Below are 15,391 nucleotides of genomic sequence, written 5' to 3' on the forward strand. Positions count from 1 at the left end.
CGAAACGTTTCGGATGCCAACCAAAACGTTTCGGATCCGTGATCGAGTTCAGGAAATTAATCTGACGGGAGGGGAATCAGGCGGTTTCGCCAGGAATAAATTCAGGCTGCCAGAGCACCTGGAGAGAGGCCAGATCCTCGCCGGCGATTAAGCGGCGGACCATGGTGGCAATCTGGCGGCCCACGCCCTGCCGGGTGGACTGAACCACCGCGCCCACCGGGGTTTCGATGATGCTGTCCTGCGGCAAGCCGTCGTAAACCACCAGCGAGACGCGATCGGCGCCGGTGAGGCGTCCGAGCTGAGCCAGGGCCATCGCCGCGCCGTCGCCGTGGGTGTTGCAATCGGTGACAATCGCCGTTGGCGGTTCAGGCAAGCGCAGCAGTTCCATCGTTGCCTGAAACCCGCCGCGGCGGGTGGGCGGTACGCTGCGCAGCCAGGTTTCCGCCAGGCCCGCTTCGCGCAGCGCCTGCAGGTAACCGTTGCGGCGCTGGGTAATAAACGCCTGATTGTTATTTTCGCTCAGCAGCGCGATGCGCTGATGCCCCTGGCTAATCAGATGACGGGTGGCGCGGTACGTTCCCGCCTGGTTATCGAAATCAAACCAGGCGTAGGGCTGCGGCAGGCGGCTGCGCCCCAGGGCGAGAAAAGGAAAGCCGGAAGAGAGCAGCTGAATCAGGCGCGGGTCGTCGTCCAGGGTATGGGCCACGATCAGCGCATCGACGCGACGACTCTGCACCATACGCATATAGCCGTGCTTATCGGCCTGTTCATCGTCGGCAATCAGCAGTAAATCAATCTCATAGCGCGCCAGCTCGTGACTGATTTCTCCCACCATTTCGAGAAAGACGTTGTTATTCAACGGCGCGGGACGCACGGGGAAAACGAGGCCAACGGCGTCGATTTTGCCCATTTTCAGGCGGCGGGCGAAAGTATTTGGCCGATATCCACGGCGCTGGGCTTCGGCCTCCACGCGGGCGCGCGTCTCCTGCGACACGTCATCATAGCCGTTTAGCGCACGGCTGACGGTCGTTACCGAGATCCCAAGTTCTTTAGCAATGGCTTTCAGCGACATAAGTATCCCTGTCTTCGCGGGAGAATGCGGCTAGTGTCCCGCAATACGGGCATGGCGTCCAGCAAGAGCGACGCCGCGCGGCAATACCTGAACACCGCCGCCCTCGGCGCCTGATGATACGTCACAACGAAATGAGAGGCAGCAAGACCGTTTATTCAACGTGGCGGTAAATTAAACGCCCCCTTCCCCATAAGAAAGAGACGAAGATGCGCTGTGATTCACCAAGCTGAATATATTTGAATCCGACAGGTTTACCCTATACAAATCATATGGTTGATAGATGAATGAGTTAATCGCTCAACCCTGGAAAAATAACGCAACGTCTGGAAAACGTACATTTAATCCCCATAAATCATTCGATTTATTTTTAATTAAAATATGAAGTATGTATCGGAATTATAATTCGCAGTTAAAACAAACATGAACACGGTCTGTTCATTGATATTTATCAACTAAGAATCACTTGATAAAAGTTTTTAAAAAGAGGGAGTGATATAAAAGCAAAATAATGGAATATGTTAATAACAGGGTTTTATGTATAACTCACTACTGCCTGTTTCTTCACGGCACGCTTTATTTTTCTGTTTATTTCTTTCAACATTCGAGCTGTTAACTTATGTCGCCAGCGATGTAGTAATGCCGGGAATGCTAACGGTTATTAAAGATTTAAATGCTCAACCGCATTACGTACCGTGGTCACTTAATGCCTATTTACTTGGCGGCGTCAGCTTTCAGTGGCTTATTGGACCGGCGTCGGATAGATTTGGCCGCAGGCCTTTATTACTCATCGGCTGTGCGCTTTTTTCTGTTTCCTGCCTGGCCACGCCATGGGTAGACAATATCCAGGTTTTTACTCTCCTGCGGTTTATTCAGGGAATAGGTTTGGGGTTTGTGGTGGTGGTGAGCTATCCGGCCCTGCAGGAAGCATTCAACGAATCGGATGCGATCCGCTTAATTGCCCTGTTTGCCAATATCGCGCTGCTGTCGCCGCTGTTTGGCCCTTTGGTCGGTAGCGTTGTGCTTGCATACCTGTCATGGCGCACGCTTTTTATTGCTATCGCGCTGATGGCGGCGCTCACCTGGTTCGGTTTGCTACGCTGGATGCCGGAGACGATCGGCGTCGTACGCCAGGATGGCAGTAAAATTGAATGTCAGCCGCTCGAGGTAAAAACCCTCGCGCGTGCTTATGGCGATTTGTTTACGAACCCACGCTGTATATCCGGCAGCGTTGCGCTTGGCCTCGTCGGGCTGCCTCTGATGGCGTGGATCGCGCTCTCCCCGCTGCTGCTGGTGCATCATCTAAAAATGAGCATGCTGGAGTACGCGCTATGGCAATTACCTGTTTTTGCGGCGTTGATTGCGGGGAATATCGTCCTTAACGTTACCGCTGAAAAATTTAAGCCGGAGCAGTTATTATACTTTTCACTGTCTCCCGTATTTATCGGCATTATGCTGGCGCTGGTCATGACGCTAATATGGCAAAATATTATTGCGCTGATTATCGGCATGGCTATTTATGCTTTTGGCCTGGGCATTTGCAACGCCACTCTGTATCGCCTCACGTTATTTTCCAGCGAGCATGGAAAAGGTTCAGTATCGGCAATGATAGGCATGATTTCCGTCGCTATTTTTAGCCTCGGGGGGGCGTTAATGGCCGGATTGGGCGCCGGCGACAGCCTCAGCGCATATATTATCGCGGCCACTATTCCGATGCTGGCAGCATTATTCATTATCGTTAATATATTCACCCGGCAGAAGAGGAGTAAAACGAAAATAACAGCTTCAGGCCATTAATCACTCACGGACGACTTTTTATTAAGGATGAATAAAATGGACACTTTATCCTGCGTCGATGCCCTCTGCGCACTCGACAGCCCTTATCATGAAGATAGCGATTCACAACGGCTCTTTGATGAAGCCATGCGTGAAATCGTTGCATTTCATGTTATGAATACGCCGGGCTACCGCCAGTGGCTGGCCCGCCACAATATTCCGGCAGATGCGGCCAATATAGATTCGTGGTCGCAGCTGCCGCCGATCTTTGCCGACTATTTCAAACAGAATCTGCCGATCGGCCGCTCCGGTGAGGATGCGCTTGAACTCACCTCTTCCGGTACCAGCGGGCAGAAAAGTCGAATGCGCTATGATGCGCGCAGTATCGGAGCCGCCCAGGGAATGGTCGATCGCATTTTCCGCCATTATGGCTGGGAAACGCCCGATGCGCCCTGCAACTACCTGCTCCTCAGCTACGAACCCGCCGATATCATCACGCTTGGCACCTCTTTTACCGACCAGTTCTTGTGTAAATACGCGCCGGTCAAACGCGCCGTTTACGCGCTGCGTCACACCGGGAGCGGGCATGAGTTCGACCCTTTCGGCGTGATTCGCGCTTTACAGGAGTTTGCTGAAGAGGGGTTACCGGTACGAATCCTGGGTTTCCCGGCATTTATGTGGTTCATACTTGAACGGATGCGAGAAATGCAGCTACCGCCGCTCCAGCTTCATCATCAATCGCTGGCCTTTTTCGGCGGCGGCTGGAAAACGCATGCCGACCGTGAAATCCCTAAATCCGCGTTCTATGCGCGGCTGACCCAACAGCTCGGGATCCCCGATAGCCGATGCCGCGACGGCTATGGTTCCGTGGAGCACTGCGTGCCCTACATTGAATGCGCGCATCACCATTTCCATATTCCCGTTTATTCCCGCGCCTGGATCCGCGATACCGCCTCTCTGGCGGTGAAAGATTATGGGCAGCGCGGTTTTATACAGTTTGTGTCGCCTTATATCACCTCCTGCCCTGCGCACAGCGTGGTCATGAGCGATCTAGCACAATTGCACCGCGCCGAAGAGTGCGGATGCGGTGTGACAACCGATTGGTTTGAGCTGCTGGGCCGGGCCAGCCATAGCAAAGCACGTAGCTGCGCACTGGCGGCGTCAGAACTGATTAAGGGAAATTAATATGTATTTCATTCAGGGAAAAAACTATTCCTCGCTCACGCCAGAAGAGGCCATCGCCATGTTGACGAGCGGGCTGGATAGCGCGCTGGGCCAACCGCCGCGTCCGGAAACCGTGCTTGCCTGCGCCGGGCGTTTTATCGAACAGCTAAAAGACCACGCTTTCCTTCCCCAACTGGGCCCGGCTTATCGGGAAGAGGTGAGAAAGTTTTGCCAACCTGACGCGCTGCGCCAAAAGCTCGAGCATGAGCTGGGGGATAACCCCTTTTCCGTGCGCCGCATTAACTACCGTGAACCGCAGTTTGAAGGCTGGCGTCCTTTGGGCGTCGTGGTGCATGTCACCCCAGCCAATGCGGAACTGCTTCCCTTCTTCGCAATAATAGAGAGCCTGCTGGTCGGGAATATTAACTGGCTGCGCCCAAGCGCCAGCGAACAAGGAATGACAATCGATCTGCTACGGGCGTTTATCCGCTGCGATTTAACTGACCAGCTGGCTAACTTCGTCGCCGTGGTTCCCGTCGAAACCACGCGCCTTTCCCTGCTGCTTACCCACGCCGATGGTATATCGGCCTGGGGTGGCGATACCGCCCTCGAGGCGATTCGTCAACAGCTCCCTGGCGGGTGTCGCTGGATCCCCTGGGGACATAAAATCAGCTTTGCCTGGCTACAACCGGATGCCGTTAATGAAGAAAGCCTTCTCGCGCTGGCGGATGACGTTTGCTGTTTTGACCAGCAGGCCTGTTCCAGCCCGCAAATCGTTTTTGTTGATAGCGATGATTCGGCGGTATTGCAGGATATTGGCGGAAGACTGGCAGAGGCCATGCGGCGCCGTCACGCACGGTGGCAACCGTTAATGCCCGATGAAAAGGCGGCGGCGGATATCACCCGCGCCGTCGCCTTCGCGCAGCTGGACGCCGTATTTGCCGGGGCTGACAACGCTCTGCTGGCAGGAGACGGCTGGCGCATCATTCAGCAACACACCTCGGCCATAACGCCTTCACCGCTGTTCCGAACCGTCCTGCTGCGGCCGCTACCGCAAAATAAAGTGATGCAAACGCTGCGCCCCTGGCGAACCCACCTGCAAACCTGCGGGCTGGTTGCCGCCGATCGGGACAGAATCCCCCTCAGCCAACTGCTGCTGGCAGCCGGCGTCAATCGAATTACCCCCGTCGGTAAAATGCATGACAGCTATCACGGCGAACCGCATGACGGCGTTTACGCCTTAAGCCAGCTGGCTCGTCGCGTCACCGTGACGCTGGATGCCGATGTCCTGCCGCAGCAGGCCACGCTCGATCCGAACCCGCCGCCGCCGATGCTGACGGCGCAGCAGCCGATTATGGATAAAACGGCATTCTTACAGCACGCGATGCGGCCCAGCGCCCAGCTTTTCTTTCGCAGCGGCGGCAGCAGCGGCGTGCCTAAACTCGCCGGGTTTACCTATCGCGACTATCGCCGCCAGATGCAGGCCGCCGCCGCAGGCATGTTCGCCGCCGGGCTGGATCCCGCCCACGACAAAGTGCTCAATCTGATGTACGCGGGCAATCTCTACGGTGGTTTACTCAGCTTCTTCACCCTACTGGAAATGCTTGAAGTGACCCATCTTCCCATGGGCGGCCCCCATGATGATGACTATCACGAGATCGCCCGAACTATTGTGAATCAGGGCGTTACCACGCTCATTGGTATGCCAAGCACGCTGTATCAGCTCTTTACGCGAGAAGAGGCCATTCTGCGCGACTACGGCGGTATTCAGAAACTGCTGCTGGGCGGCGAACATATGGGCGTCGCCCAGCGTGACTATATTCATGGTTTCGGGGTGAAAACCATTCGCTCGGCGCTGTATGGTTCGGTTGATGCCGGGCCGCTGGGACATGCCTGTACGCATTGCCCGGATGGCGTGTTTCACCTGATGACGGATATTCAATGGCTGGAGATTGTCGACCCGCTCGACGATCGGCCCGTCGCGCCCGGCGATGCCGGCCGCCTGCTCTTTACCTCGACGGCCCGCGAAGGTCAGAAGGTTATTCGTTATGACATCGGCGATATGGGTCGTTGGCTGCCGGGCGAATGCCCCTGCGGCGCCCCCAGCCCCCGCTTTGAACTTTTAGGCCGCCACGGCAGCCTGGTGCGTATCGGCACGATGTTTATTCAGCCCCAGCGGCTGGCAACGCTCGCCGCTGCCCCTGTTCAATTGATTCTTCAACATAACCCGCGCAGCGGGCTCGAATGCATCAACATCTTCACCGACGGCAATATTGATACCGTCAAACAGCGGGTCTGCACCGACCCTGAGCTCAAAATGGCATTGGACGCCCATTTGCTGGAGTTAGCCGTGACCAGCCGCCCGTTCAGCGAATTTGAACGGCATCCGCAAAGCGGCAAGACGCCGCTGGTCATTGATAAACGCCGTTGAGCGCACTCCCGCCGATCGGTTCACAATAAGGATATTTGAATATGACAACAGCAAAGATGATGGGTCGCCTTGATCCGCAATCCACCCAAACGGAAGAAGTGGCCGTAAGCCCACCGGGTCTCGAACAGCTTGTCGAGAGGGTTCGCTGCCGCTCGCCTTTCTATGCCGAACACTATCGCCATCTCGCCACCCGCGGCTGGCAGCTGAAGGACCTGCCGCTTATTAATCCCGAACGCTACTGGGAGGGGAGCCAGGGCCTGAAAAACTGGCCCGTCCTCACCGGGCCGGTGGAGGACGGTATTGTCTTTAAGACCGGCGGTACCACCGGCGGCGGCAAGCTGTCGGTTTTTTCCCGCCAGGAGTGGCGTGCGTTCGTCACCAGTTTTGGCCGCAGCCTCTCCAGCCAGCTCAAGCCAGGCGCGCGCGTGGCAAATTTATTTTTCGCCGGTGATTTGTACGCGAGCTTCTTATTTATCCACGGCGCGCTTTCGCACATGTCGATACCGGTATGCGAGTACCCTTTCACCGGATCGCTTGAACCGCACACCCTCACCGAACAGATCGTCCAGCACGATATCAACGTACTGGTGGGCGTCCCGGCGATGCTGCTGCAATATGCGGCAGAGCTCGCTGGAAAAAACCACCGTCTGCCCGGTATCGAGACCATCCTTTACGGCAGCGAGAGTCTTTTTACTGAACAGCTACAGCTGCTGAAATCCACCTTTCCCAACGCCCGTATTGCTTCTATCGGCTGCGCCTGCGTGGATGCCGGGCTTATCGGACTCAGCACGCCGGATTGCCTGGCGGACGAGCATCGGGTCTTTGAACCCGAAACTATCGTGGAAATTATTGATGAAGCGACGGGCGAGCCGATCGACGAAATCAATCGTTCCGGAATGCTGGTGGTCACCAGCCTTACGCGCACGCTGATGCCGCTGATTCGCTATCCGGTAGGCGATTTGGCCGCCTGGCGTGAACCTCCGGGAAGCAAACATCGCAAGTTTATTTTGCAGGGACGCAGTAGCCTCGGGCACCGCTTGCGGGTAGGTTACGCCTCGCTGTTTCCTGATGAAATAGCGGCCCTTATTACGGAAGAGATAGGGCATCAGCAGTGGCAGCTGATGCTGGAGCACGCCGATAACCGGGATCGTTTGAGCTTACGTATCGCCTTTTCCGGTACCCGGCAGCAGGCCGACAGGCTCTGCGGTCAATTACTCGCCAGGGATCACGCTCTCGCAGAACTACAGGCTGCCGGCCAGCTGTGCGTTCAGGTTCACTGGTGCAGCCAGGCGGAACTTATCCGCAATACCCGAACAGGTAAGCTGCAGCGGGTGATCGACAAACGCGCCTACCTCGCGCAGGAGGCGGTGAAATGATTGAAATCAGAGCGTTCCAGCGACAAGACGGCGAAGGCATCAGCGCCTTATTTCGCACGGTTTACGGCGATCGCTATGTCTATCCTGATATCTATATGCCCAGCCTGATTGGCTGGCGCAACGCCCGGGACGAATGGCACAGCGCGATAGCCGAACAGAATGGCATCATCATCGGGCATGCCGCCTTATGGTGGCACCACGCGGATAAGCAGACGGCCGAACTGGCCATGTTCGCGGTGCACCCCGCCTTCAGAAACCGGGGCGTAGCCACCCAACTGGGGGAATATTTGCGTCTTGCCGCAAGCAGGCTTGGCCTGGGCACGCTAACCATCAAAATGGTATCCAGCCATCCACACTCGCAGCGCCTGGCGCAGAGGCTGGGCTTTTACTCAACGGGGTTGCTCAGAGATTACGTCCCCTCCCCCTTTCAATCCGGCCTGCGTGAAAGCATTATCCTCGGCGTATTACCCTTGCAGCCACGCCCCGTCCCGCTCACCGCGGATGATAGCCGCGATGATGGTTGGATAAACTTGCTAAAGGAAAAATTTGGCGCGGCGCAGATCCCGCCCGCCAGGGAAACTTACGCAGCCCCCGTTGAAATTGCCCTTTGTGATGATCGGGTGGACGTCACGATGAATATATCAACGCAACAGATGGTCGACGAGATTTCCCGCCTGCCGGCCCGTAAACTGATTTATATCCGGGCGCGCGTAGATGGCGCGCTGATGTCGCTACGACCCAGGCTGCGGCGAGCAGGTTTTACCGATATGGGGCTGGAGCCAGCGGCCGGAGGCGAGTGGTTCTGGCTGCTGCAGCGCGGCTATCATCCCCGACAGCTCGACCTCTCCTGCCCTATCGCTATTGCCCTGCAGAAAACGGCCGATGGCGATATCAATCATAACGCGCGCGCCTGACAATCCCTTTTATCTGACGCCTGTTTTTGGCACACCGAAGGCCCAGTGTCGGGCCTGACTAGTTCTGCTCGGCGACCAGCAGCGCCTGGGTATCCGGCTCCAGCGCCTGGAAAACGTGCTCCCGATCGGCGGGATAGCAGATGTAATCTCCCTCCCCCAGCTCTTCCGGCGCTTCCGTCAGGCCGACGCGCGCGCGCCCCTGGGTGACAATAATATGCTCCACCGAACCCGGCGGATGAGGGTGGGAAATGCGGTCCGCGCCCGGCTGGGTCAGCAGGAGATAGATATCGCGCCGCGCGCCCGGCGGGCAGGCGGCCAGTAAAATCGCCTGATAGTTTGCCTGCTCGGCGATCACTTTCGTTCCCTCGCCGCGGCGGATCACCTGGGTGGTATTCACCTGCGGCTCCAGCAGCCGGGCAAAGGGAATATCGAGGGCCACGCACAGCGCCCAGAGGGTTTCCAGGCTCGGGTTACCGTTGCCGGACTCCAGCTGCGATAACGTTGATTTGGCGATTCCCGCCCGTCGCGCAACTTCGGCAAGGGAAAGACCGGTGCGCGCGCGTTCCCGCACCAGGCTTTTGGCAATCAGGCTAATTGGCTGAGTCATACAGCCCTCCGTGTTTTTTATAACGAACGTTTCGTTCGTCTTGAAATGCGATTCTGTTGCGTTCATTATAATGGAAATTCGTTCGATATGGCTAAAGAGTATGAAACAACACTTCGCCACGCTTAAAGGTGACACCCTCAGAGCAATTGTTTTAGTCTGCCTCGCGGTAGGCATCGTCGGGATGTCCTACGGTTCGCTGGCCGTCGCCTACGGCTTCCCGATTTGGGTCCCCTTTGTGCTTTCGGTTTGCGTCCTGGCGGGAGCCTCAGAGTTTATGTTTATCGGCATTGTCGCCAGCGGCGGCAACCCGCTGGCGGCAGCGGCGGCCGGTTTGCTGGTCAACGCGCGGCATATTCCCTTCGGCGTGACGGTTCGCGACCTGGTCGGCCAGCGCGCCGCCAGCTTCCTCGGCTGCCATATTATGAACGATGAAAGCGTGGTGTTTGGTCTGTCGCAGAAAACCCCCGAGCAGCGGCGGGCCGCCTACTGGCTGTGCGGCCTGGGCGTGGCGCTGATCTGGCCGTTGGGGGCGCTCCTGGGCGCGGGGGTCGGCAAACTGCTCCCGGCCCCGGAAACCATTGGCCTCGATGCGGTATTCCCGGCGATTCTGCTGGCGCTGGTGGTGCCGGCCTTTAAAAACCGCACCACCCTGATCCGCGCCTGCAGCGGAGCGGCCCTGTCGCTGGCCGCCGTTCCTTTCGCACCGGTTGGCCTGCCGGTTTTGCTGTCGCTGTTTGGCCTGCTGACGAGGAAAAAATAATGGGCAATATGACGCTATTTATCGCCGGTATTGCGATTCTGTCGCTGGGCACCTACTTAATGCGTTTAGGCGGGGCGAAGCTCGGCAGCCGGCTGGCGTTTTCCGAGCGCGCCCAGGCCCTGCTCTCCGATGCGGCGACGGTGCTGCTCTTTTCCGTGGCGCTGGCGACCACCTTTTACGAAGGCGAACATTTTGCCGGGATGGCGCGGGTGCTGGGCGTGGGCCTGGCGGTGTTCCTCGCCTGGCGTAAGATGCCGCTGATCGTGGTGATTATCGCCGCCGCCGTGGCGACGGCGCTGCTGCGGATGGCGGGCGTCGCCTGATCCGGCCTACGAAACGCGAAACATCATGTTGTTATGCAATTGTAGGCCGTGCCAGCGAAGCGCCGCCGGGCAGCTGCCCTTAAGGGCTTACGCTATTTGTGCTTCAATCCAACGGGTAGCGGACGCCATATCCAGCGGCTTGTGCTGATCCACGGTAAACACCGGCCCCAGCCGCATCGGTTCCGCCTGCTGCGCCAGCTGCGCCAGTTCCGGAAGATACTCCTCGCCCGGGTGCCCCGGCTTACGATCCTGCAACCGGCTGGCATAGCGCGACACCGCAAGCTCAGGCGAGATGTGGTTCCAGACCTCCAGCACTTTCTCTACGCCCGCGCGTTGCAGCAGCTGCTGTAGCGTGTCGCGCGGTTGAAAGCCAAACCAGGCGTCAATGAGCCAGATACAGCCTGCCGGCGACTGGCCGACGATCGACCAGATGACTTCATACGCGGCGCAGCCCAGCTGCCGGTTGAAGGTCCGGTCGATCCCGGTAAAGCACGCCATAAACGGCTCTTTAATACCGTCTATAGTCAGATGCGGCAGATTAAACGCTGCCGATAGCTGCCGGGTGACGGTGCTTTTACCCGATGCGGGAATGCCGTTAATTAAAATCACCGTTTTGCAGCCGGGTGTGAGATGTCTGTTCATAACAACGCGACGACCTCCTCTCTGCTGCTGGCGGCCCGCAGCTTCGCCATGGTCTCGTTATTATCAAGCAGAGCGACAATCGCCCGAATCCCCTCTTCAATATGGGCATTGCTGTCCTGCGCGCCGAACATAATGACGATATCCGCCTTCTCGCTATCGGCAAATTGAATCGGCTTATTCAACACCACAAGGCTAAAGCAGTTGCGTTTGACGCCACATTCCGGCCTGGCGTGAGGGATGGCGACACCTTCATCAAACACGTAATAGGCGCCATGATGCAGGGTATTATCGATCACCGCCTGGCCGTAATCTGCCGAGATATAGCCTTTTGCAACCAGCGGGCTGGCCGCCAGCTGGATCACCTTCTGCCAGTCGGACTCCGTGACGCCGACCTGAATAGCATCGGCCTCAATCAGCAGTTCTTTTATCGTCATTATCACTTCCTATATATTATGGCGAATAATGTTACGTAACTCATCAATGCGCATAAAAAGCGCATCGATTTCCTCGCGATGCGTATGACTTTTGGCATAGACCGACAGCGCCCGGTTATATATCAGCATTAATGCTTTCTGCACTTCGCCATTAGCCGGGTTGCCCCGTAACTCGCCTTCCAGCCTGGCAATTTCCCCCGCCAGCTGGCGAGACTGTTCGTCATAATCCTGCGGGGGTTGATTCTCTTTTTTCCACAGCGTTTTCAAAGATTCAAACATAGCGAGCTCCTCCCCGACGGACAGCAAGGCAACGGAATACGGTTTAAAAATATGCGTTTATTTAAACAGAGCGATTTTTTCCATTAATACATGGGTGACCGCGTTATTCGCCGGAATTAAAAATTTGCGCACGCTGTCGTTCACTTTGCCTTTTTCAAACGTGCTTTTACATTGATCGACCCACTGCACATTCATTTCAGTGCCGACGTTCACCTTGTTGATACCTTCAGTGACGGCCAGGCGCATATCTTCATCGCTGACGCCGGTGCCGCCGTGCAGCACTAACGGCACGCCGGTCGCGGCGCTAATCTCTTTCAGCCGCTGGTGCTGAATTTGCGCCTTACCGGTATACAGGCCGTGCACCGTGCCCACGGAGACCGCCAGCATATCCACCTGCGTCTCCTCCACAAAGCGTTTGGCGTCCTCCACCGTGGTGAAGCAGATATCCTCCGCGGCCACGGCTTTGCCATCTTCCGATCCGCCGATCGCCCCCAGCTCGCCTTCTACCGTGATATTCCGCGGGCGCGCCATTTCCACCACGATGCGGGTATTGCCAATATTCTCTTCCAGATCCAGATGGGAGCCGTCGTACATCACCGATGAAAATCCGGCATCCATGGCCGTTTCAATGGCGCTGATATCAGAGCAGTGATCCAGGTGCAGGCAGGTCGGCACGTTTTCACTTTCCGCTAATGAACGAACCGCATCCACCAGTAAACGATAGCCGAGATATTCCGCCGTCCCGGTAGAGATTTGAATCATTAATGGGCTATCGCTTTGTTGCGCCGCTTTAAAAAAGGCGGGCAGCATTTCAATACAGTGCAAATTAAATGAGCCAATGGCTTTAAAATCTCTTTCCTGCGCAATTTTCAGAATAGCGTTGAAGTTATACAGACTCATGAACATTTTCCCCTTTCGGCTTCGCTGATTTACCGTTTACGAACCATGCCAGTGCGGCAACAAAAACAATGAACAAGGCGACAAAGAGCCAGTTGTTCTGGAAGGCGTGGCCTAATACCAGACCGGAACTAATAACGTCCGAATCGCTGAAGGTGACGCCGGTAAAACCGTAGCTTTCCAGCATCGGTACCAAAATGGCGGGCAGGAAGGTGATAAACAGGCCGTGAATGACGCCGCCAATCATCGCCCCGCGGCGGCCGCCCAGCGCGTTACCGAAGACGCCCGCCGTACCGCCGGCAAAAAAGTTGGTTAACAGACCGGGCAGGATCATCGCCAGGCCAAACATCGGGAACACCAGCATGCCGATGATGGAGCCGACGGTCGTCGCCAGGAAGCCGACGATCACCGCATTGGGCGCATACGGGAACAGCACCGGGCAATCGAGCGCAGGCTTAGCGTCCGGGACAATGCGCATCGCAATCCCGCGAAATGCCGGCACCAGCTCGTTGAGCAACAGGCGCACGCCGCTGTAGAGAACGAATACCCCCGCCACAAACTGAATGGACTGCATAAAGGCGTACATCAGGTAGTTAATGCCGTTGGAGAACTGAGCGATATATTCCGGGCCCGCCGCAATCGCGGGAATGAGGTACATCGGCACCATCACCACCGCCATCGCGAGATAGGTGTCCTGGAGGAACTTAAAGTTATCCGGTAATTCAAGATCTTCCGTTGAGCGGGAACCTTTACCCACCACTTTAGCCACCGCCGCCTGCACCAGATAGCCGATAGTGCAGAAATGCCCCAGCGCCACGTCATCGGAACCGGTGATGCGCCTGACGACCGGCTGCGCCAGGGCGGGCATCAGTACCGCCATCACGCCGCCGAAAATACCGCCGGTTAAAATCAGCGGCAGTCCGGTCAGCCCGGCTTTATAGCCAATCACCGCGCCGATGGTCGCCATCCACAGCAGCGCCTGGCCGGTCAAAAAGATATATTTCAGCGGCGTCAGACGGGCGATAATGATATTGACGGCAAAAATCACCATCAGGGTCAGCGCGACTTCGGAACCTAATTCACGGTTGGCTAATCCAGCGATGGCGGCGACATCGGTAATGTAGCCTTTCATGCCGAATCCCTGCGTGAAGATATCGTTAAGGAACGTTAGCGTGGCGACAATAATGTTGATGCCGGCCATCATAATTAAGAAACCGAGCAGCGTTTTAAACGTCCCCTCCGCCGTTTTGCCCGCTGATTTTTTTTGCAGAATGAGGCCCAGCATCGCAATAAATGCAATTAATATTGAAGCCTGGCCGAGTAAATCTTTAACGATAAACTCTACAAAGCTATTCATAGTCCGCTACCTTCAGGTTACGCTCTTTTAAGAATGCGACGATCTTAGCTTCAATCTCATCTTTATCCGTGAGCTTATGCAGTACCACCACGCGTTTAATTTCCTCCGCGCTGGCATCCGCCGTTAATATATCGGCGAAGGTTTTCTGCGTCAGAATCATATCTGATTTAAACGCCCCGGCTTCGGAAATAGTGGTATGTTCAATCTGTGCGGGAATCTCCAGCTTCTTTAAAACCGCCTTCGCCGTCATTTCAATGGCAAAGCTTGAACCGAGGCCGCAGCCACATACGCATAGAATTTTCAGCATGTAGGGTCTCCTCAAATAATATTGAGTTGTTTGGCAAGTTTATAATGATGTCCTTCAGTGTCGACCAGACGTTTTTTCATACTAACTAAATCAATCGGAATAGGTTTGTTGCTTGAATTAATTATGATGGCTTTATTTTTCATCCCTGACTGAATACAGCGAACCACTTCACTGGCCATAATCGTGCCCTGGTAAATTTCTTCGCAGGTCGGATCGCCATTGCGCAAACCGTAGCCTACGATGGTTTTACGAATACGCACGCCAATTTGTGGTTCAAGCTGCTTAATCATGGTATCAATAGCCCCCTGAAAGCCGGGGGAGTACTCCCTGGTGTAGCCTTCAGAGCACAGGATCACCACGCTGTTCTGCTGTGTCAGCTTATGCTTCACCCGCTCGGCCAGCGTTTCTAACGGCATCTGCGATTCCGGAATCAGGGCGATATCAGCATTCGATTTAATCGCGGATTGCAGCGTTAACTCTCCACAATAGCCTCCTAATATTTCGACCATAAAGACGCGGCCCGGTAATGCTCTTCCGGTATTTCTTAACCGGGAAACTTCCTTAATAATCTGCTCGCAGGCGGTGGAAAAACCAATGGTATAATCGCTGCCGTACACATCATTATCGATAGTCATCCCGACGCCAAAGCAGTTAATATCAAATTCGCTCAGCGTATTGAGAAACTGCAGGCTGCCGTCGCCGCCGGCCATAATCAGCACATCAATGCGCAGTGATTTAATTTTTTTAGCTATGGTTTCATATTCACTGCGCAGCAGCCTGCGGCTGGTTCGCCCGGAGGTGATGATCGGAATAGAGGCAATGGAGAAATCAACCAGATCGCGCCAGGCGACCTCGTGATGATTTTTATCCAGCAGTCCGGGTATTCCGCCATTAAAAAGGGTGATATCGGCACTCGCCAGTCTGGCTATCTGGAATATAAAATTATTAATTCCAGAAACATCGCCGCCGCTAATAACCATGCCAATTTTCATTGCCTGTCTCCGTTGCTTTGCTTGCCCACATTTTTCCCTGAGTTCAAGACCGTTATTTGCAAT

At 55.7% G+C, this 15,391-nt stretch carries 16 protein-coding genes; 7 read left to right on the top strand and 9 right to left on the bottom strand.

Annotated elements, in window-relative coordinates; translation table 11 throughout:
• Positions 1-76: 76 nt before the first annotated feature.
• Positions 77-1,072 (bottom strand): substrate-binding domain-containing protein, encoded by a 996-nt coding sequence (locus F8562_RS03730; RefSeq protein ID WP_014227388.1) that lies wholly within the window; start codon positions 1,070-1,072, stop codon positions 77-79.
• Between the two features lie 534 nt (positions 1,073-1,606).
• On the opposite strand from F8562_RS03730, the gene F8562_RS03735 reads away from it, so the two are divergent.
• Genes F8562_RS03735 through F8562_RS03755 form a run of 5 tightly spaced genes read left to right on the top strand, consistent with a single transcriptional unit; the run spans position 1,607 to position 8,730 of the window.
• Positions 1,607-2,866: an MFS transporter gene (locus F8562_RS03735; RefSeq protein ID WP_038423911.1), complete on the top strand. Its 1,260-nt coding sequence runs from the start codon at positions 1,607-1,609 to the stop codon at positions 2,864-2,866.
• A gap of 36 nt (positions 2,867-2,902) precedes the next feature.
• Positions 2,903-4,030: an acyl-protein synthase gene (locus F8562_RS03740; protein WP_014837014.1), complete on the top strand. Its 1,128-nt coding sequence runs from the start codon at positions 2,903-2,905 to the stop codon at positions 4,028-4,030.
• A gap of 1 nt (position 4,031) precedes the next feature.
• Positions 4,032-6,440 carry an acyl-CoA reductase gene (locus F8562_RS03745; protein ID WP_094909524.1) on the top strand — a complete coding sequence of 803 codons (2,409 nt, stop codon included), beginning with the start codon at positions 4,032-4,034 and terminating at the stop codon, positions 6,438-6,440.
• Between the two features lie 41 nt (positions 6,441-6,481).
• Entirely contained in the window at positions 6,482-7,816 is a 1,335-nt protein-coding gene (locus tag F8562_RS03750; protein ID WP_014837012.1) for a phenylacetate--CoA ligase family protein, read from the top strand.
• The gene (locus tag F8562_RS03755; RefSeq protein ID WP_014837011.1) at positions 7,813-8,730 is read left to right on the top strand and encodes a GNAT family N-acetyltransferase; all 918 of its coding nucleotides are present in this window, start codon (positions 7,813-7,815) and stop codon (positions 8,728-8,730) included. Before F8562_RS03750 ends, F8562_RS03755 begins: the two co-directional genes overlap by 4 nt.
• Positions 8,731-8,788: 58 nt before the next feature.
• On the opposite strand, the gene F8562_RS03760 is transcribed toward F8562_RS03755, so the two are convergent.
• Positions 8,789-9,337, bottom strand: coding sequence for a helix-turn-helix domain-containing protein (locus F8562_RS03760; RefSeq protein ID WP_004855902.1), 549 nt, complete (start codon positions 9,335-9,337; stop codon positions 8,789-8,791).
• 100 nt (positions 9,338-9,437) lie between these two features.
• Here F8562_RS03760 and F8562_RS03765 point away from each other — a divergent pair, with 100 nt between their 5' ends.
• Together F8562_RS03765 and F8562_RS03770 are read left to right on the top strand one after the other, a co-directional pair.
• On the top strand, positions 9,438-10,097 hold the full coding sequence (locus tag F8562_RS03765) for an AzlC family ABC transporter permease (RefSeq protein WP_009653646.1): 660 nt from the start codon (positions 9,438-9,440) through the stop codon (positions 10,095-10,097).
• Entirely contained in the window at positions 10,097-10,420 is a 324-nt protein-coding gene (locus F8562_RS03770) for an AzlD domain-containing protein (RefSeq protein ID WP_009653628.1), read from the top strand. The genes F8562_RS03765 and F8562_RS03770 overlap by 1 nt, the downstream gene beginning before the upstream one ends.
• Before the next feature lie 87 nt (positions 10,421-10,507).
• On the opposite strand, the gene F8562_RS03775 is transcribed toward F8562_RS03770, so the two are convergent.
• The 7 genes from F8562_RS03775 to F8562_RS03805 are packed head-to-tail and all read right to left on the bottom strand — an operon-like array spanning position 10,508 to position 15,328.
• Positions 10,508-11,062 carry an AAA family ATPase gene (locus tag F8562_RS03775; protein ID WP_014837010.1) on the bottom strand — a complete coding sequence of 185 codons (555 nt, stop codon included), beginning with the start codon at positions 11,060-11,062 and terminating at the stop codon, positions 10,508-10,510.
• The gene (locus tag F8562_RS03780; RefSeq protein WP_014227381.1) at positions 11,059-11,496 is read right to left on the bottom strand and encodes a PTS sugar transporter subunit IIA; all 438 of its coding nucleotides are present in this window, start codon (positions 11,494-11,496) and stop codon (positions 11,059-11,061) included. The genes F8562_RS03775 and F8562_RS03780 overlap by 4 nt, the downstream gene beginning before the upstream one ends.
• 9 nt (positions 11,497-11,505) lie before the next feature.
• Positions 11,506-11,775: a hypothetical protein gene (locus tag F8562_RS03785; protein ID WP_014227380.1), complete on the bottom strand. Its 270-nt coding sequence runs from the start codon at positions 11,773-11,775 to the stop codon at positions 11,506-11,508.
• A gap of 57 nt (positions 11,776-11,832) precedes the next feature.
• Positions 11,833-12,675 carry a class II fructose-bisphosphate aldolase gene (locus F8562_RS03790; protein ID WP_014227379.1) on the bottom strand — a complete coding sequence of 281 codons (843 nt, stop codon included), beginning with the start codon at positions 12,673-12,675 and terminating at the stop codon, positions 11,833-11,835.
• Positions 12,662-14,029, bottom strand: coding sequence for a PTS sugar transporter subunit IIC (locus F8562_RS03795; RefSeq protein WP_004855887.1), 1,368 nt, complete (start codon positions 14,027-14,029; stop codon positions 12,662-12,664). The genes F8562_RS03790 and F8562_RS03795 overlap by 14 nt, the downstream gene beginning before the upstream one ends.
• Positions 14,022-14,336, bottom strand: a complete 315-nt coding sequence (locus F8562_RS03800) for a PTS sugar transporter subunit IIB (RefSeq protein WP_004855885.1) — start codon at positions 14,334-14,336, stop codon at positions 14,022-14,024. The genes F8562_RS03795 and F8562_RS03800 overlap by 8 nt, the downstream gene beginning before the upstream one ends.
• An 11-nt stretch (positions 14,337-14,347) precedes the next feature.
• Positions 14,348-15,328: a 6-phosphofructokinase gene (locus F8562_RS03805; RefSeq protein ID WP_004855882.1), complete on the bottom strand. Its 981-nt coding sequence runs from the start codon at positions 15,326-15,328 to the stop codon at positions 14,348-14,350.
• Positions 15,329-15,391: the final 63 nt, after the last annotated feature.

The sequence above is a fragment of the Klebsiella sp. RCJ4 genome, assembly GCF_009025755.1.
In the GTDB taxonomy this organism is placed as follows: domain Bacteria; phylum Pseudomonadota; class Gammaproteobacteria; order Enterobacterales; family Enterobacteriaceae; genus Klebsiella; species Klebsiella michiganensis.